26 protein-coding genes are annotated in these 26,440 nt (G+C 70.5%); 12 read left to right on the top strand and 14 right to left on the bottom strand.

Translation table 11 applies throughout. The annotated features are described in order from the left end of the window. Window positions 1-15: 15 nt before the first annotated feature. Together ACFY1L_RS29835 and ACFY1L_RS29830 are read right to left on the bottom strand one after the other, a co-directional pair. Window positions 16-807: an SDR family NAD(P)-dependent oxidoreductase gene (locus ACFY1L_RS29835; RefSeq protein ID WP_351564154.1), complete on the bottom strand. Its 792-nt coding sequence runs from the start codon at window positions 805-807 to the stop codon at window positions 16-18. Window positions 808-836: 29 nt separating this feature from the next. Then, window positions 837-2,120 carry an aromatic ring-hydroxylating dioxygenase subunit alpha gene (locus ACFY1L_RS29830; protein WP_388830936.1) on the bottom strand — a complete coding sequence of 428 codons (1,284 nt, stop codon included), beginning with the start codon at window positions 2,118-2,120 and terminating at the stop codon, window positions 837-839. Between the two features lie 155 nt (window positions 2,121-2,275). On the opposite strand from ACFY1L_RS29830, the gene ACFY1L_RS29825 reads away from it, so the two are divergent. The 4 genes from ACFY1L_RS29825 (at window position 2,276) to ACFY1L_RS29810 (ending at window position 6,222) form a co-directional block, all read left to right on the top strand. Beyond that, a complete protein-coding gene (locus tag ACFY1L_RS29825) occupies window positions 2,276-2,731 on the top strand; it encodes a VOC family protein (protein ID WP_388830934.1) in 456 nt (151 codons plus the stop codon). A 97-nt stretch (window positions 2,732-2,828) separates the two neighbouring features. Then, complete coding sequence (locus ACFY1L_RS29820; RefSeq protein WP_388830932.1) at window positions 2,829-3,830, top strand: thiamine pyrophosphate-dependent dehydrogenase E1 component subunit alpha; 1,002 nt, start codon at window positions 2,829-2,831, stop codon at window positions 3,828-3,830. Between the two features lie 5 nt (window positions 3,831-3,835). Next, window positions 3,836-4,861 (top strand): alpha-ketoacid dehydrogenase subunit beta, encoded by a 1,026-nt coding sequence (locus ACFY1L_RS29815; protein ID WP_388830930.1) that lies wholly within the window; start codon window positions 3,836-3,838, stop codon window positions 4,859-4,861. After that, a complete protein-coding gene (locus tag ACFY1L_RS29810) occupies window positions 4,858-6,222 on the top strand; it encodes a 2-oxo acid dehydrogenase subunit E2 (RefSeq protein ID WP_388830928.1) in 1,365 nt (454 codons plus the stop codon). The genes ACFY1L_RS29815 and ACFY1L_RS29810 overlap by 4 nt, the downstream gene beginning before the upstream one ends. A gap of 8 nt (window positions 6,223-6,230) precedes the next feature. Here the strand turns inward: ACFY1L_RS29810 and ACFY1L_RS29805 are convergent, their stop codons facing one another. Further along, complete coding sequence (locus ACFY1L_RS29805) at window positions 6,231-6,836, bottom strand: TetR/AcrR family transcriptional regulator (RefSeq protein WP_388830926.1); 606 nt, start codon at window positions 6,834-6,836, stop codon at window positions 6,231-6,233. 143 nt (window positions 6,837-6,979) lie between these two features. Here ACFY1L_RS29805 and ACFY1L_RS29800 point away from each other — a divergent pair, with 143 nt between their 5' ends. Continuing rightward, window positions 6,980-7,633, top strand: a complete 654-nt coding sequence (locus tag ACFY1L_RS29800; protein ID WP_388830924.1) for a TetR/AcrR family transcriptional regulator — start codon at window positions 6,980-6,982, stop codon at window positions 7,631-7,633. 6 nt (window positions 7,634-7,639) lie between these two features. Here ACFY1L_RS29800 and ACFY1L_RS29795 read toward each other — a convergent pair whose 3' ends face one another. From ACFY1L_RS29795 to ACFY1L_RS29765, 7 genes are all read right to left on the bottom strand, one after another. Then, the gene (locus ACFY1L_RS29795) at window positions 7,640-8,344 is read right to left on the bottom strand and encodes an SDR family NAD(P)-dependent oxidoreductase (protein WP_388830922.1); all 705 of its coding nucleotides are present in this window, start codon (window positions 8,342-8,344) and stop codon (window positions 7,640-7,642) included. 17 nt (window positions 8,345-8,361) lie between these two features. Beyond that, complete coding sequence (locus ACFY1L_RS29790; RefSeq protein WP_388830920.1) at window positions 8,362-9,516, bottom strand: thiolase family protein; 1,155 nt, start codon at window positions 9,514-9,516, stop codon at window positions 8,362-8,364. Next, complete coding sequence (locus ACFY1L_RS29785) at window positions 9,513-9,932, bottom strand: Zn-ribbon domain-containing OB-fold protein (RefSeq protein WP_388830918.1); 420 nt, start codon at window positions 9,930-9,932, stop codon at window positions 9,513-9,515. Before ACFY1L_RS29785 ends, ACFY1L_RS29790 begins: the two co-directional genes overlap by 4 nt. Window positions 9,933-9,950: 18 nt before the next feature. Then, window positions 9,951-11,069, bottom strand: coding sequence for an acyl-CoA dehydrogenase family protein (locus ACFY1L_RS29780; protein WP_388830916.1), 1,119 nt, complete (start codon window positions 11,067-11,069; stop codon window positions 9,951-9,953). Next, entirely contained in the window at window positions 11,066-13,660 is a 2,595-nt protein-coding gene (locus tag ACFY1L_RS29775) for a putative PEP-binding protein (RefSeq protein ID WP_388830914.1), read from the bottom strand. The genes ACFY1L_RS29780 and ACFY1L_RS29775 overlap by 4 nt, the downstream gene beginning before the upstream one ends. Next, the gene (locus ACFY1L_RS29770) at window positions 13,657-14,289 is read right to left on the bottom strand and encodes a hypothetical protein (protein WP_388830912.1); all 633 of its coding nucleotides are present in this window, start codon (window positions 14,287-14,289) and stop codon (window positions 13,657-13,659) included. Before ACFY1L_RS29770 ends, ACFY1L_RS29775 begins: the two co-directional genes overlap by 4 nt. A 94-nt stretch (window positions 14,290-14,383) precedes the next feature. Then, on the bottom strand, window positions 14,384-15,220 hold the full coding sequence (locus tag ACFY1L_RS29765; RefSeq protein ID WP_388830910.1) for an enoyl-CoA hydratase/isomerase family protein: 837 nt from the start codon (window positions 15,218-15,220) through the stop codon (window positions 14,384-14,386). Window positions 15,221-15,338: 118 nt separating this feature from the next. Between ACFY1L_RS29765 and ACFY1L_RS29760 the strand changes: the two genes are divergently transcribed. After that, window positions 15,339-16,559, top strand: a complete 1,221-nt coding sequence (locus tag ACFY1L_RS29760) for an acyl-CoA dehydrogenase family protein (protein WP_388830908.1) — start codon at window positions 15,339-15,341, stop codon at window positions 16,557-16,559. Window positions 16,560-16,665: 106 nt separating this feature from the next. On the opposite strand, the gene ACFY1L_RS29755 is transcribed toward ACFY1L_RS29760, so the two are convergent. After that, complete coding sequence (locus ACFY1L_RS29755) at window positions 16,666-17,541, bottom strand: hypothetical protein (RefSeq protein ID WP_388831101.1); 876 nt, start codon at window positions 17,539-17,541, stop codon at window positions 16,666-16,668. After that, window positions 17,538-18,377 (bottom strand): alpha/beta fold hydrolase, encoded by an 840-nt coding sequence (locus ACFY1L_RS29750; RefSeq protein ID WP_388830906.1) that lies wholly within the window; start codon window positions 18,375-18,377, stop codon window positions 17,538-17,540. The genes ACFY1L_RS29755 and ACFY1L_RS29750 overlap by 4 nt, the downstream gene beginning before the upstream one ends. Window positions 18,378-18,677: 300 nt before the next feature. Between ACFY1L_RS29750 and ACFY1L_RS29745 the strand changes: the two genes are divergently transcribed. The 6 genes from ACFY1L_RS29745 (at window position 18,678) to ACFY1L_RS29720 (ending at window position 24,401) form a co-directional block, all read left to right on the top strand. Further along, on the top strand, window positions 18,678-19,877 hold the full coding sequence (locus tag ACFY1L_RS29745; protein WP_388830904.1) for an acetyl-CoA C-acyltransferase: 1,200 nt from the start codon (window positions 18,678-18,680) through the stop codon (window positions 19,875-19,877). Window positions 19,878-19,900: 23 nt separating this feature from the next. Continuing rightward, window positions 19,901-20,527, top strand: coding sequence for an HAD family hydrolase (locus ACFY1L_RS29740; RefSeq protein ID WP_388830902.1), 627 nt, complete (start codon window positions 19,901-19,903; stop codon window positions 20,525-20,527). Window positions 20,528-20,607: 80 nt separating this feature from the next. Further along, complete coding sequence (locus ACFY1L_RS29735; protein ID WP_388830900.1) at window positions 20,608-21,300, top strand: TetR/AcrR family transcriptional regulator; 693 nt, start codon at window positions 20,608-20,610, stop codon at window positions 21,298-21,300. A 223-nt stretch (window positions 21,301-21,523) separates the two neighbouring features. Further along, window positions 21,524-22,342, top strand: a complete 819-nt coding sequence (locus tag ACFY1L_RS29730) for an SDR family oxidoreductase (RefSeq protein ID WP_388830898.1) — start codon at window positions 21,524-21,526, stop codon at window positions 22,340-22,342. A gap of 45 nt (window positions 22,343-22,387) precedes the next feature. Next, window positions 22,388-23,617 carry an acyl-CoA dehydrogenase family protein gene (locus ACFY1L_RS29725; protein ID WP_388830896.1) on the top strand — a complete coding sequence of 410 codons (1,230 nt, stop codon included), beginning with the start codon at window positions 22,388-22,390 and terminating at the stop codon, window positions 23,615-23,617. Window position 23,618: 1 nt separating this feature from the next. Then, window positions 23,619-24,401 (top strand): SDR family oxidoreductase, encoded by a 783-nt coding sequence (locus tag ACFY1L_RS29720; RefSeq protein WP_388830894.1) that lies wholly within the window; start codon window positions 23,619-23,621, stop codon window positions 24,399-24,401. A gap of 55 nt (window positions 24,402-24,456) precedes the next feature. Here ACFY1L_RS29720 and ACFY1L_RS29715 read toward each other — a convergent pair whose 3' ends face one another. Together ACFY1L_RS29715 and ACFY1L_RS29710 are read right to left on the bottom strand one after the other, a co-directional pair. Then, on the bottom strand, window positions 24,457-25,122 hold the full coding sequence (locus ACFY1L_RS29715; protein WP_388830892.1) for a TetR/AcrR family transcriptional regulator: 666 nt from the start codon (window positions 25,120-25,122) through the stop codon (window positions 24,457-24,459). Beyond that, complete coding sequence (locus ACFY1L_RS29710; protein WP_388830890.1) at window positions 25,119-26,414, bottom strand: PucR family transcriptional regulator; 1,296 nt, start codon at window positions 26,412-26,414, stop codon at window positions 25,119-25,121. The genes ACFY1L_RS29715 and ACFY1L_RS29710 overlap by 4 nt, the downstream gene beginning before the upstream one ends. Between the last annotated feature and the right edge of the window lie 26 nt (window positions 26,415-26,440).

Here is a 26,440-nt window from a genome sequence, read left to right as displayed (position 1 = left end):
TGTCCGTACCCGCGCCTACCACTGCGCCGTTCCGCCGTCGACACTGATCAGTGCGCCGGTGATTCCTGTGCCGGCCTCGCTCGCGAGCAGCGAGGCGACGGCCGCGATCTGCTCCACCGTGGTGATCTTCTTGGTGGCGGCGTGCTCGGCGAAGCGGCTCAGCCACTCCTCGTAGCTGATGCCTTCGGCCTCGGCCGCGGCCGGCCCCGCGGCGCGCATCAGGTCGGTGTCGACGGCGCCGGGGCAGATGGCGTTGCAGGTGATGCCCTGGGTGCCGTACTCGAAGGCGGTCGCCTTGGTGAGGCCGTGGATCGCGTGCTTGTTGGTGATGTAGTGGCTGATGCCCGGCTTGTTGGCCTGCTTGCCCTCGACGGAGGAGATGTTGATGATGCGGCCCCAGCCGTGCTCCAGCATCTTCGGCAGCGCCCGGCGGGTGCCGTAGAAGTAGCCGTTGACGTTCAGCTTGAGGGCGTCGTGCCACGCCTCGTCGCTGAGCTGGTGGATGGGCGCGAAGCCGGAGCTGCCGCCGACGTTGTTGACCCAGATGTCGAGCCGGCCGAAGCGCTCGGCGGCGAAGTCGGCGAGGCCCTCGATGTCCTCCTGGCTGTTGGCGTCGCAGGGGTGGAAGACGGCCCGGTCCCCCGCGCCCATCTCCTCCAGGGCCTGCTTGCCCTTGATCTCGGAACGGCCGCTGATGACGACCGTGGCGCCGTCGGCCACGAAGGCCTCGGCGATGGCGCGGCCGATGCTGCGCGTGCTGCCCGTGATCACCGCGACACGTCCGTCGAGGCTGCCCGTAGCCACCATGCTGTTCTCCCGCGAGTGTTGTTGGTTCGTCACCTGGTGGCTCTGGCGGCCTGGGCGCCGTCTTCCAGGTGTTGGTAGATCGTGCGGTGGAGGTGCTGGAGTCCGGGCTCGTTGCGTCCGAAGACGAAATCGGTCCCGTCGAGGGCCTTGAGACCCTGCTGGACTCCGTAGGTGGTCGCGTAGTCCTCGTCGCGGACCACCTCGTGGAACCACTCGCCGAATTGGTCGGCGGCCTGGCGCTCCTCCTCGGTGACCGCCGGTTCCCGCAGCAGGATGATCTGCTGGGTCACCGACTCGGTGGCCGTCCGCGGCAGTACCAGGGAGACGGCGATCTTCTGGCGCCATCCGCCGGCGATCGCGAGGCCCGGGAAGAGCCAGTAGATGGGCCCGACGCAGTCGCCGGGATCGCGCTGGTCCGGGGGCAGTTCGACCGCCTGCGCGATGGGGCGCAGGGCCGGTGCGATGCGCTGGTGGGGGCCCCAGGTGTCGTGGGCCATCATGTTGGAGAGGTTCGTCTCGAACACCGTCTTCGGGTGCAGCGAGGCGAAGTGGTACGTCTCCAGATATCCGTCGAGGGTGACCTTCCAGTTGGGACTGGTCAGCTCGCTGGTGGCGTAGTGGTGGCACTCCGCCAGCCGCATACCCTCGAGGAGCGGCTGCAGATCGCCCAGCCAGGCGTCCAGGTCGGGCTCGGCCGCCGGGTCCAGCGAGACGAAGACGATCCCCGCCCGCTCCCCGGCCGGAAGCCTGACCAGGCTGCGGCCCTCGCGCGGAACGTCGCCGAAGGTCTTCTCGGCGTAGACACCCCGCAGTTCGCCGGACAGGTCGTACGACCACGAGTGGTACGGGCAGGTGAGCCGCCTCGACACCCCGCAGCCGGGTTCGAGGAGCTTGGCCCCCCGGTGCCGGCACGCGTTGATCATCGCGTGTACGGCGCCCTGGCGGTCCCGGGTGATCAGCACGGGGATGCCGAGCACGTCGATCGCCTTGTAGGTGTTCGGACCGGGCAGCTCGCAGGACATGGCGAGCGGCAGCGGGACGCTCCGGTGGACGGCGTCCGTCTCGCGTTGCCAGCGGTCGGCGTCGAGGTAGTTGGCGACGGGTTCAGTCCACTGGCCGTCCGCCTCGTGCGTCGTGTTGGCGCGGTAGTGCGCCATCACGCGCTCGACGAGTTCGGCGGCCTCCCGCCGCATCGTCAGGGATGCGGCGTCGGTGGACCGGTCCTGGCTGATCCACGAGGAGTATTCGGGGGCCGAGGGCGGGTTGCGGTCGGCGTCTGTCTCCCGGATCTCCGGCGAACTGGTCTGGACCACGATGTCCTCACAATCCTCCCAGCCGCGAGCCGGTGACCGGCTTCGGAATGCGACAGCTGGGCTGTGTCCGAAACTGCAACAGGACTTAGTGTGGTCTGTCAATAGAAAGTGGCGAAGTTGCGGCTCGGTCTCCCGTAGGGGTGGGTGCGATGGTCATGGTCCGACCGTTCGAGGTGGGCCTGGTGGTACGGGACTTGGGGCGGATGGAGCGCTTCTACCGCGACGTGATCGGCTGTCGCGCCGTGCACCACTCGCGCGTACCGGTGGCCGTCGGCGGCCCGGCCGGACTGGGCGCCGAGCTGGTCGTCGTCTGGCTGCAGGTGCCCTCCGGGGGATGCGTCAAGCTGATTCTTCCCTCGTCGCCCGCGGTGCCGGCCCGCGCGGCGCATCCATTGGCCGGACGTCAGGGGCTGTCGTATCTCACCTTCTACGTCGACGACGTGGACCCCGTGGTGGCCGCGCTGAGGGCCGCGGGCGCCAAGCCCCTGTCGGACCCGGTCGTCGTCCGCGCGCACGGTCGGCGGATCACCTTCTGGACGGATCCGGAGGGCAACGCTGTGGAGCTGGTGGACGACCGGGGCGAGGAGTCGGGTCCGGGGCGTAGTAATTAGAGAACCTGTTCAGTAAGGTGCGTGGTGCTGGTTACTGTAGACAGACACTAGAAAGTCCACTTCCGTGGCACACCTCCCTCGGGCGAAGGGGCGGACGATGGCTCAGAAGAAGTCGGCCGATACGGCCGCGCACCAGACATCCGCGCAGGTCATCAGGGATCTGCACGAGCGCATGGTGCGCATCCGGCTGTTCGAGACCGAGGCGGGCAAACTCATGGAGGCCGGCAAACTGCCCGGCTTCCTGCATCTGTATGTCGGCCAGGAAGCAGTGGCCGCCGGCGTCATGGCGGCCCTGCGCGACGACGACCAGATCACCTCCACCCACCGGGGCCACGGGCACGCCGTGGCCAAGGGCGTCGGCCTCCGCGAGATGTACGCCGAGCTGTACGGGCGCGTCACCGGCGCCTGCCTCGGCCGCGGCGGCAGCATGCACATCAACGACCTCACCCGCGGCATGCTCGGCGCCAACGGCATCGTCGGGGCGGGCGTCCCGATCGCCGTGGGTGCCGCCTTCGCCGCCCGGTACAAGGGCGAGGACAGCGTCGCCGTCACCTTCTTCGGCGACGGCGCCACCAACATCGGCGCCTTCCACGAGGGCGCCAACATGGCTGCGATCCTCGGCCTGCCCGTCGTCTTCGTCTGCGAGAACAACGGCTACGCCGAATTCACGCCACAGTCCGGGCACATGCTGCTCACCGACGTGGCCGACCGGGCCGCCGCCTACGGCATGCCCAGCGTGATCGTCGACGGCATGGACGCGCTCGCCGTCCACCGCGCCGCCGCCGACGCCGTCGAACGGGCCCGGTCGGGCGGGGGCCCGATGATGATCGAGGCCAAGACCTACCGCTTCTTCGACCACCAGGGCGTCAAGGGCCTGCGGCACCCCTACCGCTCGGACGAGGAGGTCGCCGAGTGGAAGGCCCGCGACCCCATCGACCTGCTGGAGACCCGGGCCGTCGCCGACGGCGCCGCGACCCGCGCGGACCTGGACGACGTATGGCAGCGCACCCGCGACGAGATCGCCGAGGCCATCGCGTACGCCGAGACGAGCCCGCTGCCCGACCCCGCCGATCTGCTGCTCAACGTCTACTCAGGGTGACCGCCATGACCACCACCACCGAAGCACCGGCCGTCGTCCCGAACGCCGCGGCCCGCAAACTGACCTACGTCAAGGCCTTCAACGAAGGACTCGCCCAGGCCATGCGCGAGGACGAGAACGTCTTCGTCGCCGGCGAGGACGTGGCCGGATACGGCGGCGTCTTCCGCATGTTCGACAACCTGCTCGACGAGTTCGGCCCCCGCCGCATGATCGACACCCCGATCTCCGAAGCCGCCCTCGTCGGCCTCGGGGTGGGCGCCGCCGCCCGGGGCCTGCGTCCCGTCGTCGATCTCATGTTCATGGATTTCATCGGCGTCTGTCTCGACCAGATCGTCAACCAGGCAGCCAAGATGAAGTACATGTTCGGCGGCGCGCTGTCCGTGCCGCTCACCATCACCACCGCCTCCGGAGCCGGCCTCGGCGCCGCGGCCCAGCACAGCCAGAGCCTGGAGGCCTGGCTGGCCCACGTGCCCGGCCTCAAGGTCGTCATGCCGTGCGACGCGTACACCGCCAAGGGCCTGACCGTCTCGGCCATCCGGGACGACAACCCGGTCGTCGTCATGCTCAACAAGGTCCTGCTCGGCAGCACCAGCGAGGTGCCCGAGGAGATCTACGGCATCCCGCTGGGCCAGGCGCACACCGCGCGCCAGGGCAGCGACGTCACCGTGATCGCCCTGGGCCGCATGGTGGGGGAGGCCCTCGCGGCGGCCGACGAACTCGCGGCCGAGGGCGTCGAGATCGAGGTGATCGACCCACGCACCGTGCAACCCCTGGACACCGAGACGATGTTCGCCTCCGTCCGCCGCACCAACCGGGCACTCGTGGTGCACGAGGCCGTCACGTTCGGCGGGCTCGGCGCGGAGATCGCCGCCCAGATCCAGGACGCTGCCTTCGACCACCTGGACGCACCGGTCCTGCGCATCGGCGCCCCCTTCTCACCTGTCCCCTTCTCCCCGGTCCTGGAGAAGGCCTACGTGCCCGATCGCACCCGGATCGCCCAGGGCTGCCGGCGTCTCCTCGAAAGGTCGTGACCGACGTGGCGGTCGAGGTTCTGCTGCCGAAGATCGGCCTGACCATGCAGGAAGGCACGATCGACGAATGGCTCGTGCCCACCGGCGCCGCCGTCGCGGAGGGCGACGCCCTGCTGCGGCTGGCCACCGACAAGGTCGACGTGGACGTCGAGGCGGAGGCCGGGGGACTGTTCCACCCGGTGGTCGCGGCGGGGGCCACCGTCCCGGCCGGGGCCCTCATCGGCTGGCTGCTGGCCGAGGGCGAACAGCCACCGGAGTCGGCGGGCACGCACACGCCGGTCGGGTCCGGGACCACTGCGCCTGTTCCTGACCCCGGCGCGGCGCCTGCTGTGAACGGCACGGGTGAGAGGGGCATCGGGGACCGGCTTCTGTCGTCACCGAACGCCCGGAGGGTCGCCGCGGCCGCCGACGTCGACCTCACCGCCGTACGCGGCACCGGGCCCGGCGGACGGATAGTCTCCGAGGACGTGGAGGAGTTCCTCGCGGCTCTCCCCGGCGACCGTGTCACGCCCGTCCCAGCGGGCGGTACCCCCGCCTCACCGCTGGTCCGCAAGCTGGCGAAGGAGCGGGGCATCGATCTCTCCGAGGTGAACGGCACCGGGCCCGGCGGCCGCATCCGCAGGGCGGATCTGGATGGCGTCACTCCGGCACCCGAAGCCACTCCCGCTCGTCCCAGTGAGGTCATCCCGCTCACCGGGATGCGCGGCACCATCGCCCGCAGGATGCACGCCAGCCTCCAGGAGATGGCGCAGCTGACGCACGGCTACGAGGTGCGGATGGACGCCGTGGTGTCCCTGCGGGACCGGCTCAAGGAGGAGTGGGCCGGCAGCGATCTGCCGGTGCCCAGCATCAACGACTTCCTGCTGAAGGCCGCGGCCCTGGCGCTGCGCGAGCACCCGCTGCTCAACGCGACGGTGCGGGAGGACGGCATCCATCTGCTCGACGAGGTTCACCTGGGCTTCGCGGTGGCCGTTCCGGGCGGCCTGATGGTCCCCGTGATCGAGGACGCCGTGGCGCTGCCGCTGCCCGAGGTCGCCCGCCGGTCGAGATCCCTGGCCCAGGCCGCACGCGAAGGGCGGATATCCCCCGCGCAGCTGGAAGGGGCCACCTTCACGGTCACTTCGCTCGGCGGATACGGCGTCGACTTCTTCACCCCCGTGATCAACCCCGGCAACGTCGCGATCCTCGGTGTGGGCCGGCTCAGGGACGGCGTCGAGTGGGTGGACGACCGACCGCTGCGCACGCGGGTGCTCACCCTCAGCCTCACCTTCGACCACCGTGCCGTCGACGGGGCACCCGCGGCCGAATATCTGCGCTCCGTAGGTGAGTTGCTGAGCAAGCCCCTTCGCCTGCTGGTGTGATCCGAGGCCTATGTGGCCGGGTCGGCGATCCGCTCCGCGAGGTTGCCGACCTCGCGGACGAAGGAGCGGTGCCCCAGCGACCGGTAGACGTCGTCACCCCGGACCTGCGAGATCGCCGCGGTCTCCAGCAGTGCCAGCAGGCCCAGGCCGATCACCGCCGCCTCGGCGTCGGAGACCGGACTGCGGGCTTTGCGGATCAGCCGCACCAGTTCGTCGAGCAGTTCGGTACGGCTCTCCTGGCGCAGTGCCTCCGCGTCCTGGCTCATGCCGGCCGACGACACGAAGAAGACGGTGGCGGCGGACCGGTGTTCGCCCAGCCAGGCCAGCAGCGAGGTGATCGCCGTGCCGATGTCCGAGCCGGGTTCGTGAGCCTGAGTGAGTGCCTGCAACTGCTCGCGCAGCGCGGCGGCGAACACCCGCATACCCTCCGCCAGGACCTGGTCCTTGGAGGAGAAGTGGTAGTACACCGCTGCCGAGGTCATCTCCGCACGCGCGGCGATGTCGGCCACCGTCACCTCGTCCGGCGGCTGGGTGGCGAACAGCTCCGTGGCTGCGTCGATGACCCACTGCTTGCGCGACGGACGATGAGCGGCGCGGGTTCCGGATGTCGTCATGGTGTCAAGTATGCCGGGAGCCCGGTGCTCCGGAGGTGCTTGTGTAGCAGGAATTATGCCGTCGGGCGGGAGTAGTAACTGGATACAATGGTCAGTACGCAGGGCCCACGGACGCGGGTTCACGGCAGTCGGCAGGGAGCATGATGGCCACCACGAAGAACGGCAAGCAGCCCGCCCACCGGCCCTCGCGGCGGCAGCACATCATCTCCGCCGCCGTGCGGGTGTTCGGCCGCAACGGATTCGCGGAGACCAGCATCCAGGACATCGCGGACGAGGCACAGGTGGTGCCCACCGCCGTCTACTACCACTTCGACGGCAAAGAGGAGTTGCTCGAACTCGCGATGCGACGGGTCTTCGACCAGCTGAACGCGGTCGTGGAGGCGGCGCGTCCGGAGTCCGAGCCGGGTGATGCGGAAAGCCTGGTCCGCGTCATCGACGCGGTGTGGGACTGGGTGGAGCAGAACCCGGACGAGGCCCGTCTCTACCAGGTCCAGGTCGCCTCCGCCAACGGCAGTGTCAAGGTGCTGCGGGACGAGTTCGAGCAGCGGCACATCCAGCGTGGCTACGACTATCTGCCCGAGGGCACGACTCGCAGCCCCCGGGCGGCGAAGGCCCGGCACGCGGGGCAGGCGCTCGCGGTCCGCACACTGATCAGCACGACCATGCTCGTCACGGCGCTGCGGGCGGAGGGCGGACCGCTGTCCCAGCTGCCCTCCCGGTCCGTGCTGGAAGCGGTCAGGGCGCTGGCGCTGCGCATCGTCGGCGCCGAGGAGAAGCCGGCCCCGTCCCGGACCTGAGGCGGTTCACCAGGGCAGCGGCCTGCGGTCGGCGAACAGCCCGCCCGTCGTCTCGTCACCTTCGGGAAGGGTCGCCAGCCAGACCGGCGTGTCCGCCCCTTCCGCCGGACCGCGCGGAGCGGACGGCCCGCCCATGCCGCTGCGGGTCCAGCCGGGGTCGGCGGCGTTGACCAGGACGCCCGTGCCGGACAGCTCGGCGGCGAGCATACGGGTCAGGGCGTTGAGCGCCGTCTTGGAGATCCGGTAGGCGGGGTGCCTGCCGGAGTCCATCAGCGCCAGCGAGCCGTAGGAGCTGGTGACGTTCACGACCCGTCCGTAGCCGGCTTCCACCATGCCCGGGACGACGGCCTCCGCCACCCGCCAGGCGCCGGTGAGGTTCGTGTCCAGGGTCGCCCGCAGAATGTCCTCATCGAAGTACGGGGGCCGCAGTTCCCGGTCCAGGGACACGCCCGCGTTGTTCACCAGCACGTCGATCCCACCGGTCAGCTCCGTTGCCTCCCGCACCGCTTCCCTGACGCTCTTCGCGGACGTCACGTCCAGGGCCAGCGGCAGTGCCGCCGGGCCGATGGCGCGGCACGCCTCCTCGGCGGCCTCCCGTCCTCGCGCCCCGACCAGGACCCGCAGCCCCTGGTCCGCGAGCTGTCGGCACATCTCCAGGCCGATCCCGCGTGCCCCGCCGGTCACCAGTGCCGTCTTCTCTCCGTGCCGCATGGGTCGCTCGCCGCCTTTCACACCGTCAGAACCGAGCACGCGCTGATCCCGGGCGCTCCGTATACATGGGTGAAGCCCACCCGGGGAGCGCCCGGCACCTGCACACCGGGCGCCCGGCCCTGCAACTGCCGTACGACTTCGTGGAACTGCCGCAGCCCGGAGGCGCCGACGGGCTCTCCGCCGGCCAGGCAGCCGCCGTCGGTGTTGACCGGTATCCGGCCCGTCGGATCGGTCTCCCCGGCGGACAGCAGCTCCTCCTGCCCGCCGTGACCGCACAGCCCGGTCTCCGCCAGGTGGATCAGCTCCGAGCCGCTGTCGGTGTCCTGCAACTGGGCGACCTGTACGTCCGCGGGCCGCACCCCTGCCGCGCGGAAGGCCGCCTCCGCGGCGTCGACGCTGGGGCTGTGGTGCGGTCCTGGCGGCAGCCAGGGCGAGAACACCTCGAAAGAACCGAACCGCCGGGTGCGGAAGGCCAACGACGCCAGCCTGACCGGTTGTTCACACAGGTCGAAGGCGCGATCGCCGCGCGCCAGCACCAGCGCCGCCGCCCCCTGACCGGGGGAACAGAACATGTACTGGGTGAGCGGGGGACTGACCTCGGCCGAGTCCAGGATCTCCTGCTCCGTCAGCGGCTTGCGTCGCCACGCCAGCGGGTGGTGCGAGCCGTTGCGGAAGGCCCGCGCGGCGACCATCGCCAGCGCCCGCTCCGAGATCCCGTGCTCGTACAGATACCGCCGGGTCTTGAGGGCGAAGAACTGGGTCGTGAGCATCATGCCGGTCTCGGCGTACCAGTCGCCCAGACCGTAGCGCGCCGCGGAGACGTGGAACGCGCCCCGCTCGTGCTTGTCGAACCCGACCGCCAGTCCAAGGGAGGCCTCGCCCGCGCGCAGCGCGTTGGCCACCGCGAGCACGGTGGAGGCACCGGTCGCGCAGCCGTTCTGCACATTGACGAAGGGCACACCGGTCAGGCCAAGACGGCCCACCAGCGTGTCGGGCTTGCCGGACACGTCGGAGCCGCCGGCCGCGTAGCCGATGTCCTCCCAGGCGACACCGGCGTCGGCCAGCGCGTCGCGTATCGCACGTTCGGCCATGTCCATGCCGGTGACGCTCTCGTCGCGGCCGAAGGGATGCATCCCGCACCCGACCACGTACACGTCGTCGGTCCGGCTCATCGCTCCCCGTCCGGGTCCGGACGGAACGCGAAGGTCACAACCTCGGTTCCGTCCTCGTCCTGGTACGTGGGCACCATGGTGAGCCGGACCGGCAGACCGATCCGTATCTCCGCGCGGGGAACCGCCAGCAGCGCCTCGACCAGCACCTCACCGAGATCCACATAGCCCAGGTGGTAGGGCCGGTGGCCGCCGGACGGCGGGCGGTACGGCGGCTTCGGCGCAAAGGCCTGGAGCGTCCACGACCACACGCGCCCGCTCACCGGCAGGACATGCGTGGACATGGCCCCGTCCGCGCACTTGGGGCACGAGTCCTGTCGGGGGAAGACCACGGTGGTACACGCGGAGCAGCGCGCGCCCGCGAGACGAGGTGGGTCTCCGTCGTCGAACAACGCCTCGTCGATGAGTCTGGTGGTCATGCCGTTCCGCCTTCCACGTCACCAGCCCAGCAGTCCGGCCAGCCGTTCCCGATGGTGTGCGGCGCCGCCCAGCAGGACGGCGTCGGACTGGGCGCGCCGGAAGTACAGGTGTGCGTCGTGCTCCCAGGTGAAGCCCATGCCGCCGTGCAGCTGCACGCACTCGGCGGCGACGGACACGAACGCCTCCCCGCACCACGCCTGTGCCACCGCCGCCGCCTCGGCCAGCGCCTCGGGCGAGCCGGCCGCCCGCACCGCCCGCACCACGGCCGACCGTGCGGCCTCGACCTGGAGCAGCATGTCGGCACAGGTGTGCTTGACCGCCTGGAATCCGCCGATCGCCCTGCCGAACTGGGTACGGTCGCGCACATGGGCCACCGTCATGTCCAACGCGGCCTGTGCTCCGCCCAGTTGCTCCGCGGCCAGAGCCACCAGCGCCACGTCCAGGGCGCGGGAGACGACGTCCGCCCCCTCGCCGCCGGCGGTCAGTGCCCGGACCCGGGCACCGGAGAAGGTGACCACCGCCTGGCCCCGGCTGAGGTCCAGGGTCGGCACCCGGCGCACCGTGACCCCCGGCTCGCGCGGGTCGGCGAGGAACAGGTCCACGCCGTCGGCACCGGCCGCGGCCACCACCAGCGTTTCGGCGTCGGCGCCGTCGAGGACGAACGGCGCGGTGCCGTCGAGCAACGGCACGCTGCCCTGCCAGGAGACGGCCACCGGCACGGCGTCGGAACGCCACGCTCCGTCGGGGGCCGCCACCGCCAGGGCGTGCACCGTGCCCTCGGCCAATTCGGCCAGTGCCCTGTCGGCGGTGCCGCAGCCGGCCAGCACCTGGCCGGCCAGCACGGTCGAGGACAGCAGCGGTACCGGCGCCAGCGTCCTGCCCAACTCCTCGCAGACCACGGCGATCTCGGCGAGCCCGCCCATGCCGCCGGCCGGCTCGGGCAGACCGAGGGACGCGAGTCCGACCTGCCGGCCGAGGGTGTCCCACAACCCGGCGTCGACGCCGGGGGAGTGCTCGGACATGCGGCGTACCGCGGCGGTCCCGCCGGCGTCCGCGCACACCGACCGAACGGTCTCGCGCAGGTCGTCCAGTTCGGTCTCCGACAGGGCGGCGCCGTCCGTCACGGTGCTCGTCATCGTGTGCTCCCGCTCTCGTCGCACCGCTCCCGCAGGGCACTGTGCGCGGCTGCCATCCGGGCCACCGGCACGCGGTGCGCGGAACACGAGACGTAGTCGAGGCCCAGGTCGTCGCAGAACGCGATCGACTCCGCGTCACCGCCGTGCTCGCCGCACACGCCCAGCTTGATGGCGGGCCGTACGCTCCGTGCCCGCTGTGCCGCCAGGTCGATCAGGGCGCCCACTCCGTGCCGGTCGAGCCGGGCGAACGGGCTGGCGGTCAGGAAGCCGCGCTCCTGGTAGTTGGCGAGCACCTGGCGCTCGACGTCGTCCCGGGAGAATCCGTAGGTGAGCTGAGTGAGGTCGTTGGTGCCGAAGGAGAAGAACTCGGCGTGCTCGGCCAGTTCGCCGGCCAGCAGCGCGGCCCGCGGGGTCTCGATCATCGTGCCCAGCCGGTACGGGACCTCCACTCCGGTCCGGGCGGCGACCGCGTCGGCGGCACCGCGTACGTACGCGGCCGCGGCGGCCAGTTCCTCCGGCAGGCTGACGAGCGGGATCATCACCTCGAGCTCCGGGCGGACTCCGGTGGCGGCGACATCGGCCCAGGCGGTGAAGAGCGCCTCGGCCTGCGCCGGGTAGAGCCGCTCGTGCAGCAGCGCCAGCCGCACTCCGCGCAGTCCGAGCATCGGGTTGGCCTCGCGCAGCGCGGCGGCCCGCTGCTCCTCGGCCGCGTCCAGGGCCTGTCCGGGGGCGGGCAGGAACTCGTGCAGCGGGGCGTCCAGCAGGCGCACGGTCACCGGGCGGTTTCCGACCGCCGCCAGTAGGGCCCTGAAGTCCTCGTGCTGGGCGTGCTCCAGCGCCAGCAGCGCCTCGTCGCGGGCCGTCGGGTCGGCGGCCAGGATCACCCGGCGGATCAGCGGCAGGCGCTCGCCGAGGAACTGATGCTCCGTACGGCACAGGCCGACACCCTCCGCGCCCAGGGCGACGGCGGTGCTCACCTCCGCGGCCGTGTCGGCGTTGACCCGCACGCCCAGCCGGCGCATGCCGTCCGCCCACTCCAGCAGGGTGGACAGTTCGGGCGGCGGTCCGGCGACACTGACGCTCAGCGTCCCCGCGTAGACGGCGCCGGTGCGGCCGTCCAGAGAGACGGGGTCTCCCTCGCTCAGCACCCGGTCCCCGATCCGCACCGTCCCGGCGGCCCGGTCCACGCGCAGCCCTTCGGCGCCGCACACCGCGGGCTTTCCGGCGCCCCGCGCCACCACGGCGGCGTGCGAGGCGATGCCGCCGCTGCCGGTCAGCACGGCGACGGAGGCGAGCATCCCGGGGACGTCCGCCGGGTTCGTCTCGGCAGCCACGAGCACGACCCGAGTGCCGTCCGCGGCCAGTTCGAGGGCACGCTCGCTGGACAGCGCGACCGCTCCGGTCGCCGCCCCCGGGGATGCGGGCAGCCCCCTCACCAGGAGTTCCTCCCCGCCGGTCAGCCGGAGCTGGGGGTGCAGCAGTTCCTGCACCTGCGCGGGGGTGATGCGCCGTACAGCCTCCTCGCGGCCGAGCGCCCCGTCCCGGGCCAGGTCCGCGGCCAGACACACCGACGCCCGAAGCGGCGGGCGCAGTTGCGCCGAGGCGGCGAGCAGAGAGATCTCGTCGTCGCGTACCTCGAAGTCGACGGACACCGGCGCGTGCAGATGACGTTCCAGGGTGAGCAGGGAGTGCTCCAGCAGGGCGGTTCCCCCCGCGAGCCGCTCCAGCGGTTCACCGGTGTGGGGCGGCGGGGCGCTGCGGCGCACCCCACGGAAGAAGGAGCCCTGGGGGGAGAGGCGCCCGGTCTCGGGGTGGCGGCTGACCGCCGTGCCGTGGCCCGAGTGGTCCGCCGGTCCGATGCGCAGGGCCTGCACGTGCAGGGCGACGGGGAGATCGGCGGGGAGTCGCTGGGCCCGGCGGGACCTTCTCGCACGTGGCGAGTCCCATCGGCCGAGGAGGGCGCGGGCGGCCAGTGCGAGTTGCTCTGCCGGGTCGTCGGGGAAGGGCGCGGAGCCGTGCTGCGCCACCAGCGACAGCAGTGCTTCGACCCGTGCCCGCGGCTCGGGCGTGTCGAGGAGGGCGTCATCGAGCACCGCACCCGGGACGTCGAGGGCGTACTCGGCGATCATCCGCACGGTGGCGGCCCACACCTCGTGCAGCGCCTCCGCGCGTCCGATGACGGCGCACAGGTCGCCCGCATTTCCGGGAGTCACGCCGAGACAGGCCAGGTCGGGCGGCAGTCCGGCGATCTCGGTCGGCGCGCTCGCCGACAGGCGCAGCAGCAGCGGCCGGGTCGCGTCTCCGATCCGCCGTCCCGAGAGCTGTTCGACCAGATCGACGGCGGACCGTGCGGTGTCGGGGTCGCACAGCGACGCGGAGGCGCCGGCCGGCACGGTGAGGCCCGGCACCACCGGCAGCCCGAGGGCCACCAGCCGGTCCATCGCCGCACCGTGCGCGCCCAGTTCAGCGGCGTCGAGGCCTCGGATCCGTCCCTGCCCGTACGGCACCAGGCTCCGGCCGGGGGTCTCGGAAGGTGTGCGAGAGGCCTCGGACTGTGCGGGCGGGCCCGCCTCGCGGTCGGTGACGCTCAACCCCGGCTCCTTGTGACCAGCTCTTCTTCGAGGGCCTCGTCCTGGGCCCTGCTGATGCCGAGCACCAGCAGTAGTTCCTGGTGCAGCCGCATCCACACGGTGTGGTACGAGTCGCACAGCGGCGAGGCCAGCCACGCCGGCTCGCCCTCGTCGAAGTGGTCGAGGGCTTCCTCGAGGGCCGTGAGGTAGCGTCCGCTGCCCGTGAGCACCCGCTCCAGCCTGCGCAGCACGGGCTGGATGGCCTCGTGCACGTCTTCCAGCGATTCGCGCACCTCGGCGTCGTAGCCGCTGTCGGAGTGGTCGTTGGCGGTGCCGTCGGGGCGGCACTGCCATGCCGTGCACACGTCGCGGATCTTCCGGTTGACCGGCAGGAAGGCCTCGTACGCCGCGGTGATCCGCTCCTCCTGCTCGGATCCCGCGGCAACCCGCAGGATCCGCGAGGCGGCGGCCTTGGCACGCTCGGTCGGCAGCACCACCGGACCCTTCACCATCGCCAGCCCCGCCTCGACCAGGGCGCGGTGCTCGGACTCGGGCCGGCCGCGCCACATGCCACGCAGAACGAGGTCGACGACGGCTTCGGTGAGGGTCTCGTCGGGAGCGTCCGGAAGGTCCACGGCAGCAGATTGCATCGCCACACCTTTTCCCCGGTTCAGTGGTGACCGGTTCCTCGGTTCTGTGTTGCCCGGAGGTTACGCTCCGGGCGGGGTGTTAGTGAAGAGGGATTCAAGAAACACTTTCGGGTTCCCTGGCCCCGGTCCCGCTGTCGCCCGCCTTCGATCGGCCCCGGGCGGCGAGGAACGACGCCATGCGGTCCTGTGCCTCCCCGCCGTCCGCCAGCAAGGCGATCAGCCGCGCCTCTTCGGCGAGGTGACGGCGCAGCTCCTCCCCGGCTCCGGCGCGCAGCAGACCCTTCGCGGCGCGCAGCGCATCACCGGCGCCGGCGGCCAGACCGGCGGCGGTCCGGTACGCAGCGTCTTCCAGTTCCTCGTCGTCCACGGACCGGGAGGCCAGGCCGCACCGTTCGGCGTCGTCGCCGGTCAGGACCCGGTTGGTGAGGATCAGGTCCGCTGCCATACGGGGGCCCACCAGGCGCGGCAGGAACCATGAGGCCCCGCAGTCCGGGGTGAGCCCGATCGCCGTGTACGCGAGCCGGAAGCGCGCGGACCGCGCCGCCAGGACGATGTCACCCACGAGGGCGAGACCGATCCCGCCGCCCGCGGCCGCGCCGCGCACGGCGGTCACCACGGGCACCGGCAGGTCGTGCAGAGCCTGTATCGCGGCGTGCGCGGCGGTCGCCACGGCGTGCACATAGGCGCCGGTCTCCGTGTCGCGACCGGCGAAAGCGCGCAGGTCACCGCCCACGCAGAAGCTGCCGCCCGCCGAGCGCAGCAAGACTGCGCCCCCCGGGTCCGCCGCCACCTCGGCGGTCGAATCCCGCAGTGCCTCCGCGGTCCTGAGGTCCAGGGCGTTGCCCCGCCCGGGATCGTCCAGCCTCACCTCGACGACACCGTCGGGGTGGCGCACGATCCGGACCGGCTCGGCGCTCGCGGGGAGGCTCATGGCTTTCTCCTGTCGTCTTCCCGTCGCCGGGTGCCTCCCGGCAAGATACTGAAGACGCTGTACAGTTTCTAGGACGCGACGGGCGCCGATGCCCGTACGCCCGTCGGCGGGAGGTCCCGTGCCCATCCAGTTCGATGTCGATCCGCCTGTTGCCCAACTCGCCGCGTCCACCGCCGAGTTCGTACGCGAGGTGGTGATCCCGGCCGAGCGCGAGTGCGGCGGGTCCGTGCACGATGCTCCCGAGGCCCTGCGGGAAGCCCTGCAGAAAGGTGCGCGTGAGGCGGGTGTGTTCGCTCCCCATGTGCCGACGCGGTGGGGCGGCCACGGGCTCGACGTGCGCGGACAGGCGGTGGTGTTCGAAGCCGCGGGCTACTCGCTGCTCGGACCACTGGCGCTGAACTGCGCGGCCCCGGACGAGGGCAACATGCACCTGCTGGAGAAGGTGGCCACCGAAGAGCAGAAGCAGAAGTACCTGCGTCCGCTCGCCGCGGGCGAGACAAGGTCCTGCTTCGCCATGACCGAACCGGCTCCCGGGGCGGGCGCCGATCCCCGCTCCCTGCGGACCACCGCGACCCGGGTTCCCGGTGGCTGGCGCATCGACGGGCGCAAGTGGTTCATCACCGGGGCCGACGGGGCCGGCTTCGCCATCGTCATGGCCCGTACCTCCGGCAGTCCCGGCGACCCGGGTGGCGCCACCATGTTCCTGGTCGACGCCGGCACCCCCGGCATGCGCATCGTCCGGACCATCGAGACGCTGGACGAGTCGCTCTTCGCGGGGCACAGCGAGATCGTCTTCGAGGAGTGCGTGGTGGGGGAGGAGCAGGTGCTCGGCGCGGTGGACCGCGGTTTCGACGGCGCCCAGGTCCGGCTCGGTCCCGCCCGGCTGACCCACTGCATGCGCTGGCTGGGAGCCGCCCGCCGCGCCCAGGACGTCGCATTGGAGAGGGCGGGCAGCCGGACGGCGTTCGGCTCGGTGCTGGGAGACCTCGGCATGGTCCAGCAGATGCTGGCCGACTCGGAGATCGACATCGAGGCGAGCCGCGCGCTGATCCTGCGTACCGCCTGGGAGTTGGACACCGGCTCCGCCGCCGCCTCGCAACTCACCTCCGTGTCCAAGACCTTCGTGGCGGAGGCGGTGAACCGGGTGGTCGACCGGGCGGTGCAGATCTGCGGAGCGCTCGGCATCTCGGCCGCCGACGCCCCGCTGGCCCGTCTGCTCAGGGAGGTACGGCCGTTCCGGATCTACGACGGCCCTTCTGAGACGCACCGTTTCGCCATTGCACGCCGAGCGGTGCGGCCCTACCGACAGCCGCGAACAGGTGCCGCCGACGGCTCATGACGGCATCGCTGTCGGCGGCGTTCCGGGCCCGTCTCGCCCGAGATCCCCGGATCAGGCGATGTCCCGCTATGACTGCCCTGCGCGACGTGATCCAAGGGACGCCCCGTCAGCCGAGACTCAGAAGGTCGGCTTTGACGACGGCGCGGCCGAAGGCGCTCGCGAGTTCGGCGAGACGCTCACAGCCGGCGTCACCCAGGGCGGCGTAGGCGGGAAGGGCCAGGCGGTCCGTGCGGTCCTCGATGTGCCGGCGCAGGACCATGCCTTCCGGGCTGAGGGAGTCGCCGTCGAGGAGACCTCGCTTGCGTAGGCGCTCTTGGGTGCCGTCCCAGTCCTCCTCGGGCCATGCGCGGCTGGCCTTGAGGAAGTCGACGGGAACCTCGCCGGTCGCAGCGTGCAGAATCAGGGCCTCCAAGCCTCCGACGCCCTCGCTCAGCAGGCACGCGACATGGCCGTCTCCGCGGAACTCCCGGAGCAGCGTCTGGGCATGCCACAGTTGCAATACCGGCTCCTCCGGCCAAGGCAGTGCGACATGCGCGGCGAACAGGGGGCGGCCCTGCGCGTGTTCGCAGGCCGCCTCGGCGGCCCGGCGAGTCAGCGCCAGCACCTCGTCCAAGTCGGGCAACTCGTGGATTCCCGCCCGTCGCAGGGCTTCGCCCGCCGCGGCGTACCGCGCGTCCAACACCTGCTGCGGCGTCGTTGCGTCCCAGACCCCGTCGACCGCCTGCCGTACGACATCGGGGTTGAAGTTGTAGAAGGTCGAGATGACCAGCTCGGCGGATGCTCGGCCGAACGCGGCGCTTCGCGAGGTGAAGTACCCGGCGCGTCGGCTCAGGCCGAGGTCCGCGTACCGCCGCCTTGCCTCGGGGACGAAGTAGATCATGCCGTGTACCGGCTCGAGGCCGCGCCAGGCACCGCGCGCGCTGTCTTCATGGAGGACACCTCTTCGGAGAGTCGACGAACGGGGTACTCGCTGCCGGTTCAGTACTCGCCGTGCACTCGCAGATGTTCGAGCAGTAGGCGGCTCAGCGTTTCCGGCGCCTCCTCGGGCACCCAGTGGCTGACGCCCTGGAGGGTCTCGAACCGGTACGGTCCGTTGACCCACCGCGCGGTTTCCTGTGCGGCTGCCGGGCCGAACGCGCTGTCCCGCGTGCTCCAGACGTACAGCGTGGGCACGTCGATGACACCGATCGCGCCGTCGGGGCGGCCCGCCCGGTACCAGTTCAGCGCCGCGGTGAGAGCGCCCGGCTGGGACAGGTGGCGCACGTAGGCGTCCGCACTGGCCTGCGGGACCTTTCCGGCGTAGACATCGCGAAGCTCTTGGGCATCGTGGGCGAGCATGCGCTCCTCGGTCGCGGGGGTCTCGCGCCAGTCGATCATGTATTGGGAGCGATTGCGCTGATCCTGGTCGGTGCGCAGGGCGGTGGCCAGAGCGCCCGGGTGCGGGGTCGAAACAACCGTCAGGGTGCGTACGCGGCCGGGATGGGCATGAGCGGTCCACCAGGCCACCGCGCCTCCCCAGTCGTGGCCGACCAGGTCGAATGCGGCCCAGCCGAGTTCCTCACTGATCGCGACCACGTCGTCGACGAGGATGCCGATGCGATAGTCCTCGGGCCGCCGGGGGCGTGCGCCGGGGGAGTACCCACGCTGGTCGGGTGCCACCACCCGGTAGCCGTGCGCGGCCAGCGTCTCCATCTGCCGTTGCCACACCAGTCCCGTCTGCGGGAAGCCGTGCAGCAGCAGCACCGGGCGGCCCTCGGGCGGACCTGCCACGATCGCGTCGAACACGCCCCCACCCGTGGAGATGCTCAGCTCGGTCACGATCCACTCCCTCGTACCAACTGGTCGGTACGATTCAGGGGTGGGGGCGGGCTGTCAAGACCCTGCGGCTGGTTGAACCTGACGCCGAATTCAACTATAACCGGTCGGAAGGCAGACTCCCGTCGCCCTGCGGCCGTGACACGTCATCGGTCACCCGAGGGCGCCGTCAATGAGCCCTCTCCGCGCCGCAGTTGGCGTTCGGCACCCCCCTACCGGCATTCGAGCTCGGCTCGCGGCGTCCGGAGTCCCGCCCGATGCGGCCCCCGGACGAACCGGACCAACAGGAAACAGTGAGGCGACATGAGGGAAGCAGTCATCGTTTCGACGGCACGGACGCCGATCGGAAAGGCTTACCGCGGCGCGTTCAACGACACCCAGGCGCAGGAACTCGCCGCCCATGCCCTTTCGCACGCGGTGCGACGCGCCGGGCTCGAAGGAGGTGAGGTCGAGGACGTGATCTTCGGCTGCGCCGTGCAGCAGGGGTCCGCGGGTTTCAACATCGCGCGTCAGGCCGTGCTCCGCGCCGGACTTCCAGACACCGTGTCGGGAATGACGATCGACCGGCAGTGCTCCTCGGGCCTGATGGCCATTACGACGGCCGCCAAGCAGATAGTCGCGGACGGAATGCAGGTCGCTGTCGGCGGCGGTGTCGAGTCGATCTCCTTGGTGCAGAACGACCACATGAACACCCACCGCATGGCTGATCCCTGGCTGGTCGAGCACAAGCCGAGCATCTACCTGCCGATGCTGCACACGGCGGAGATCGTCGCCGAACGCTACGGCGTGAGCCGGGAACGTCAGGACGAGTTCGCGCTGGTGTCGCAGCAGCGCACCGCTGCGGCGCAGGAGGCCGGCCGGTTCGACCAGGAGATCGTCGCGCTCGACAGCGTCAGGAAGGTCCTGGACAAGCAGTCCGGGGAGGTTCGGGACGAGACCGTGACCCTGACCCGGGACGAGGGCAACCGCGCGTCGACGACGCTCGAGGGCCTGGCCGGGTTGGCGCCGGTGCTGCCGGACGGTCAGGCGAGTGCGCATTCCAGCGTCACGGCGGGCAACTCCTCGCAGTTGTCGGACGGGGCTTCGGCGTCGGTCTTGATGGAGTCGAAGGAGGCCGAGCGCCGCGGCCTGGAACCGCTGGGTGTCTACCGGGGTATGACCGTTGCCGGTTGCGGGCCGGACGAGATGGGCATCGGCCCGGTGTTCGCCATTCCGAAACTGCTGAAGCAGCACGACCTCACCATTGACGACATCGGCCTGTGGGAACTCAACGAGGCGTTCGCTTCCCAGGCGCTGTACTGCCGGGACGAACTGCACATCGACCCGGAGCGGTTCAACGTCAATGGCGGCGCCATCTCGGTCGGCCATCCGTACGGAATGACCGGTGCCCGGCTGGTAGGGCATGCCCTCATCGAGGGCAGGCGCCGGGGTGTCCGGTACGTGGTGATCTCGATGTGCGTCGGGGGCGGCATGGGCGCAGCCGGACTGTTCGAGGTCGTCTGAGTATGGACACCTTGTCGAACGGGGTGGAAAAGACCCGAACCACGGTCCTGGTGGACTTCGGCGGTGTCATCACCTCAAGTGTGTTGCGGGCTTTCACCGACTTCGGCGCCTCGCTCGGCGGCGACCCACGCCTGCCGCTGGACCTCCTCGGCCGGGACGAGGCATCACGCACCCTCCTGGCCGATCATGAGTGCGGCCGTATCGACGCCGAAGCCTTCGAGCGCGGATTCGCCGAACGGCTCCGCGCCCACGGCGCTGACGTATCGGCCGAGGGGCTCACGGCCCGGATGCAGGCGGGAATGTCGATCGACCACGAAATGCTCGCGCTGCTCGGTGATCTCCGGGCCGCCGGCCGTTCCGTTGCGCTCGTATCCAATTCGTTCGGTACCGGAACCTACGACGGCGTCGAACTCGCCGATGTCGCCGATGCGATCGTCATCTCCTCCGAGGTTGGCATCCGCAAGCCCTCCCGGCGGATCTACGCGATCGCATGTGAACGCCTCGGTATCGACCCCGAGGAAGCAGTCATGATCGACGATCTGCAGCAGAACCTCGACGGAGCGGCACGGATCGGAATCGCGGGCGTACTGCACACCAGCGCCGCCGACACCCGCCGCCAACTCGCCGAACGCTTCGGGATCACCACCTGACGATCCACCGACCGGGCGCAGTGAGCATCCAGCCCTGACCAAGAGTGAGCATGGTGTCGGATTCAAGTAGAGTTTGCGGGATGGACACCACTGCGCCCGAGGAGTTGGACGGCGACAAGGCACCGCCCATGGCGCCTCTGTCGCACCTTCGCGAGCCACCTGCGACGAAGCGCGGAGCGCGGACACGGGCCGCTTTGGTGAAAGCCGCACGGAAGGTGTTCGAACGGGACGGCTACCTCGACACCCGCCTGACCGACATCACCAAAGAGGCGCAGTGCGCGGCGGGCTCCTTCTACACCTACTTCGCCGGCAAGGAAGAGGTGCTTGCCGCCGTCCTCCTGGAGGCGCAGGAGGACATGTTGCACCCTGGTATGGGCCGGGTGCAGGACGCCGACGATCCCTATGCGGTGCTCGAAGCGAGCAATCGCGCGTATCTCGAGGCGTACAAACGGAATGCGAAGCTGATGGCCCTGCTCGAGCAGGTCGCACAAGTGGAGCCGGAGTTCCGTGAGTTCCGAAGCCGGCGTGGCGATGCGTTCATCCGCCGCAATGCCCGCGGCATCGCCGACCTTCAGGCGCGGGGTGTCGCAGACCGTGAGGTCGATCCGATGATGGCCTCGCGTGCGCTGTCGGGCATGGTCAGCTTCATGGCCTACAACGCCTTCGTGCTCGGCGAAGGGCAAGAAGAAGGTACGGCTGTGGACTTCGAGGAGCTCGTGTCCACGGTCACCCGGCTCTGGGCGAACGCCCTGCGGTTCCCCGGCCACAGCTGAGCGGCAGCCTGACCGCCTGCTTCATCACACCCGGTATCGCCGGGTGCTTCTCTCCTTCTGGTCCCCTCCACGGACGTGACGATCACGCCAGATGCATGGCTGTTTCCCGGGGCTGACTTGCGGGGTGCCGTGCACCCCTTGACATGAAGTTGACGTCAGATTCATATTCAAATGTACAGGTCGGCAAGAACACGGTCACACCATCTCCGGGAGAAGGTTCGCTGTGAACGTTGCAGGAAGGGTCGCCGTCGTCACTGGTGGTGGCGGAGGCATCGGCGGCGCGCTCGTCGCACGGCTCGCTCGCGAGGGCGCCCGCGTCGTCGTCGCGGATCTCGACGCGGACAGCGCGCGGGAGGTGTCGGAGCGAGTCAACGCCGGTCTTCCGGGAAGCACCGTCAGCGCCGGCGCGGACGTGTCGGACACCGGCCAGATCCAGCAGTTGGTCGCCCTGGCGGAGAGCGCCTTCGGCCCGGTCGATCTCTACTTCGCGAACGCGGGCATCGCCGGGGCCCCCGGCCTCGACGCGAGCGAGCAGGACTGGGACCTCTCGATCGACGTCAACCTACGAGCCCACATCCGTGCGGCAAGGCTGCTGGTACCGCGGTGGCTCGAGCGCGGTGAGGGCTACTTCGTCAGCACGGCCTCGGCGGCCGGGCTGCTCACTCAGATCGGCTCCGCCACGTACGCCGTCACCAAGCACGCGGCCGTCGCCTTCTCCGAATGGCTGAGTGTCACTTACGGCGATCGCGGGGTCCGAGTCAGCTGTCTGTGCCCGATGGGGGTGAACACCAAGCTGCTGTCCTCCGGGGAGGACTCCGGGGACGCGCTGGGAAGAGCCGCGACGCGGGCTGTCACGTCCGCGGGTGACGTCCTGGAGCCGGCCGAAGTCGCCGACGCCGTCCTGGCCGCCATCGAGGACGAGCGCTTCCTCGTCCTGCCGCACGAAGACGTCATTGAGATGTACCGGCAGAAGGGCTCGGACTACGACCGGTGGCTGCGCGGGATGCGCCGGTACCAGCGCTCTCTGCTGACGCAGCCATGACGTCGAAAGCACCTGTACGTCCCTCACTACCTGTCAGGAGTTCAGATGTCCCTTTTCGAGATGTCGGAGCGCGCCAAGAAATACCAGGCGGATCTGCTCGAGTTCATGGAGTCGCACGTCTACCCCGCTGAGGCGGTGTACCACGAACAGATGCGCGCGTCGGGTGACCCGCACTTCCACCCGCCGATCATCGAGGAACTCAAGGCGGAAGCGCGGCGGCGCGGACTGTGGAACCTGTTCCACCCGCACCCGGAGTGGGGCCCCGGGCTGACGAACCTCGAGTACGCGCCGATGGCGGAGATCATGGGGCGCAGTCACATCGCGTCCGAAGCGTGCAACTGCAACGCTCCCGACACCGGCAACATGGAGGTGCTCACGCTGTTCGGCAGCGATGAGCACAAGGAGAAGTACCTCAAGCCCCTGCTCGACGGGACGATGGCCTCGGCCTTCGCGATGACCGAGCCGCGTGTCGCCAGCTCCGACGCCACCAACATCGAGTTGAGGATGGAGCGCGACGGCGACGAGTACGTGCTGAACGGCCGCAAGTGGTTCGCCTCCAACGCCCTGCACCGCAACTGCAAGGTGCTCATCGTCATGGGGAAGACGGACCCCACCGCTGCTCCACACCGGCAGCAATCGATGATGGTCGTCCCGATCGACGCCCCCGGTGTCACGGTGATGCGCGGCCTGCCGGTGTTCGGCTACCAGGACCGTGAGGGTCACGCCGAGATCGACTTCACCGACGTACGGGTGCCTGCCAAGGACGTGCTCAAGGGTGAGGGAGAGGGCTTCGCGATCAGCCAGGCCCGGCTCGGGCCCGGTCGTATCCACCACTGCATGCGGGCCATCGGCGCGGCCGAACGGGCGCTGGAGCTGATGTGCCGACGCGCGCAGTCACGCGTGACATTCGGTAGTCCGGTCGCCGAACGGTCCAACATCCAGGACTGGATCGCGGAGGCGCGTATCGACATCGAGATGATCCGCCTGCTCACGCTCAAGGCCGCGTATCTGATGGACACGGTCGGGAACAAGGAAGCGCGCACCGAGATCGCGGCCATCAAGGTGGCCGCCCCGAACATCGCGTTGAAGATCGTCGACCGCGCGATCCAGGTGCACGGAGGAGCAGGAGTCACCGACGACTTCCCGTTGGCGATGATGTACGCGCAGCTGCGGACGCTGCGGCTGGCGGACGGTCCCGACGAGGTCCACAAGAGGGCCATCGCCAAACAGGAACTGCGGCAGTACCGCGACGTGGCGACGGCGGCGGTGCGCTGAGATGGCAGGAGTGGATCTCACCGGACGCACCGCCGTCGTCACGGGCGCCTCGCGCGGTATCGGGCTGGCGATCGCCCAGGCCATCGCCGCCGCCGGCGGAAACGTCGTCCTCACATCCCGGTCCCAGGAGGCGGCGGACGCCGCGGCGGCCCAGGTCGGGGGCACGGCCGTCGGCGTCGGTGCGCACGCGATCGTCGAAGAAGCGGCCCAGCGCTGTGTCGATCTGACCCTTGAGCGCTTCGGAAGTCTGGACATCCTCGTCAACAACGCGGGGACCAACCCGGCCTTCGGGCCCGTGATCGACCAGGACCACGGCCGGTTCGCCAAGACGTTCGACGTGAACCTGTGGGCTCCTGTCCTGTGGACGTCTCTGGCCACACGAGCCTGGATGGGCGAGCACGGCGGCGCCGTCGTCAACACCGCGTCGGTCGGGAGCATGGCCTTCGAGGCGAACATCGGGTTGTACAACGCATCGAAGGCCGCACTGATCCACCTCACGAAGCAACTGGCCCTGGAACTCTCGCCCAAGGTCCGCGTCAACGCGGTGGCACCGGGTGTGGTGCGCACAAAGCTGGCCGAGGCTCTGTGGAAGGACCACGAGCAGGCCGTGTCCGCCGCGACGGCACTCGGGCGCATCGGGGAGCCCGCCGACATCGCCTCGGCGGTCGCCTTTCTCGTCTCGGACGCCGCGAGTTGGATCACCGGCGAGACGATGGTGATCGACGGCGGCCAGCTTCTCGGTGACGCGCTCTCCTTCAGGCGAGGAGCCGGCGTCGGTGTCTAGTGCGGTGTCGTCGGGCTGTGGCCGGGTCCTCAACGCCCCGCCACGCGCCGGGCGTTCAGCTGGGAGGTGCCGTCAGATGGATCAGGATGCCGCACACCTCGTCCACGATCTCCAGGGCTTCCGTCTCGTCCCCGCAGTCGCCGAGCTCGCGTGCCGCTCCGCCGATCACGGTGGTGAGCACTCTCACCCGAACCCGGCCGGCACGTTGCTTCTCGTCCACCTCCAGGAGCCGGGCGTTGCGCCGTACCCAGGCACGGTCCCACTGGCGGCGCAGCGCGTCGAAGCCCGCGGGGCCGTCATCCTCCGCGAGGAGTCTGCCGAGGTGCCGGTTGTCCCAGGCGCCCTCCAGGTAGGCCCTGGCTCCCGCCACGAAGAGGGCGATGGGGTCGTCCACGCCACGGTTGCGCTCGGCGGTCACCGTGGCCGCGGTCCGGCGCTCCTGTTCCTCCCGGAACTCCTCCCAAAGCGCGAGGTAGAGCCCCCGCTTTCCGCCGTAGTGCTGGAAGAGGCTGCCCACCGGGATGCCTGAGCGTGCCGCGATCTCGGTGAGGCCGGCGTCGGTGTAACCGCGCTCGGTGAACACTTCCAGCGCGGCGTCCAGAAACGCATTCCGGACCGTTCGGTTCTGCCCGGTGGGTGCTTCCGGAAGAGCCATGCCCTCCTGCTCGTCCGGCAGTTGGCGTGCCGCCCCGGCCCCGGCAGACTCCATGGTGCCGCTCACTGGTGATCCCCACCTTCCCCGGCCCCGTCGCGTATGGCGAGGGCGACCAGCAGTTCCAGGAGGTCGGCGATCCGGCGCGGATTGCGCCCGGTGCGTTCCTCGATCCGGCGCAACCGGTAGTGCGCTGTGTTGTGGTGCACCCGCAGCCGGTCGGCGGCCAGGCGCAGGTTGAGGTCGGCCTCCGCGAAGGCCCGTATGGTGGCCGCCAGCGTGTCGCCACGTCTGCGGTCCTCCTCCAGCAGCGCACGCACGCGGGGATCGACCAGTTGGCGGGCCAGGTCGTCGGCGCGCAGCGCCAGGTAGTCGAAGGGGGAAAGGCGCGGCAGTGCCGCCACCCCGCCCCCGCTCGGCACGAGGTCGAGGGCGGCCCGTGCCCCCTCGTAGGCGCGCGGCAGCTCGCCGGCGCCCCCGGCGACCGTGCTGATGCCCATGGAGAGCATGGTTCCCTCTCGCGCGAGCCGTTGCTGCACCGCCTCGAAGTGGGCACAGATGTCCTCCGCGTCCATGCCGGTGCGAACCACGGGCACGGCCACCACCTCGCCGTGGCGTACGACGACCAGGGTTCGGCCGGCCCAGGGCCCGGCGATGCCGATGGACGCGCTGGTCGCGTAGCCGTGCTCGGCCGAGGTGAGGTCGCCGGTGCGGGTGTCGCCGACGCACACCGCCACGACCGCCATCATCGGCGAGCGCGGTCCGATGCCGTACGCCTGCGCCGCGGCGAGCAGCGGACCGCGCGTCGGCGCCACGCCGGCCAGGAGCTGGTCCAGGAGATCCCGGCGCTCCCGGTCCGCGTCGGCGACCACGTGCTGCTCGTACTCGACATAGGCCTGCGCGGCATGGGTGCTGGCGTAGTCGACGTACCGCATCAACGGTGTGACGAGGGACAGCGCGGCCTGCTGTGCCTCGGCGGACGTGCCCGCGCAGTCCAACAGTTCGTCCCACAACACCTGCCGGCCCACCCGGAAGGCACTGATCCAGTCCTCGAGGGCGAACCCCGCGCGTGCTCTGCGCATGGCCGCCGCGCGGCTGAAGACCAGGTCTTCGGGGGCCATGTCCCGGTCGCCGGCCAGCGCCGCCAGTTGCATCCGGTAGTGCGTGAGGACCTGGTCCCGTACGTCGTCGAAGAACCGTTCGTCCTGCAGTGCATACGACGGGATCTCCGTGCGCATCACCGCGACGGCGGTCGTCGCCACGTCCTCGAGCCGGTCCTGGACGGAGTGCAGGATCCGGTGCCGCTCCCGGTTGATCGGGTCGGAGCGTGTGGGGACGCCCAGGGCGGGTCCGCGAGGCATGGCGCCGATCGTCGCTGGCCACCTCG

It is taken from the genome of Streptomyces sp. NPDC001663 (genome assembly GCF_042893105.1).
Taxonomy (GTDB): Bacteria; Actinomycetota; Actinomycetes; order Streptomycetales; family Streptomycetaceae; genus Streptomyces.
The sequence above is the reverse complement of the archived record's forward strand: the minus strand, read 5'-3'. Positions and strand labels throughout refer to the sequence as shown.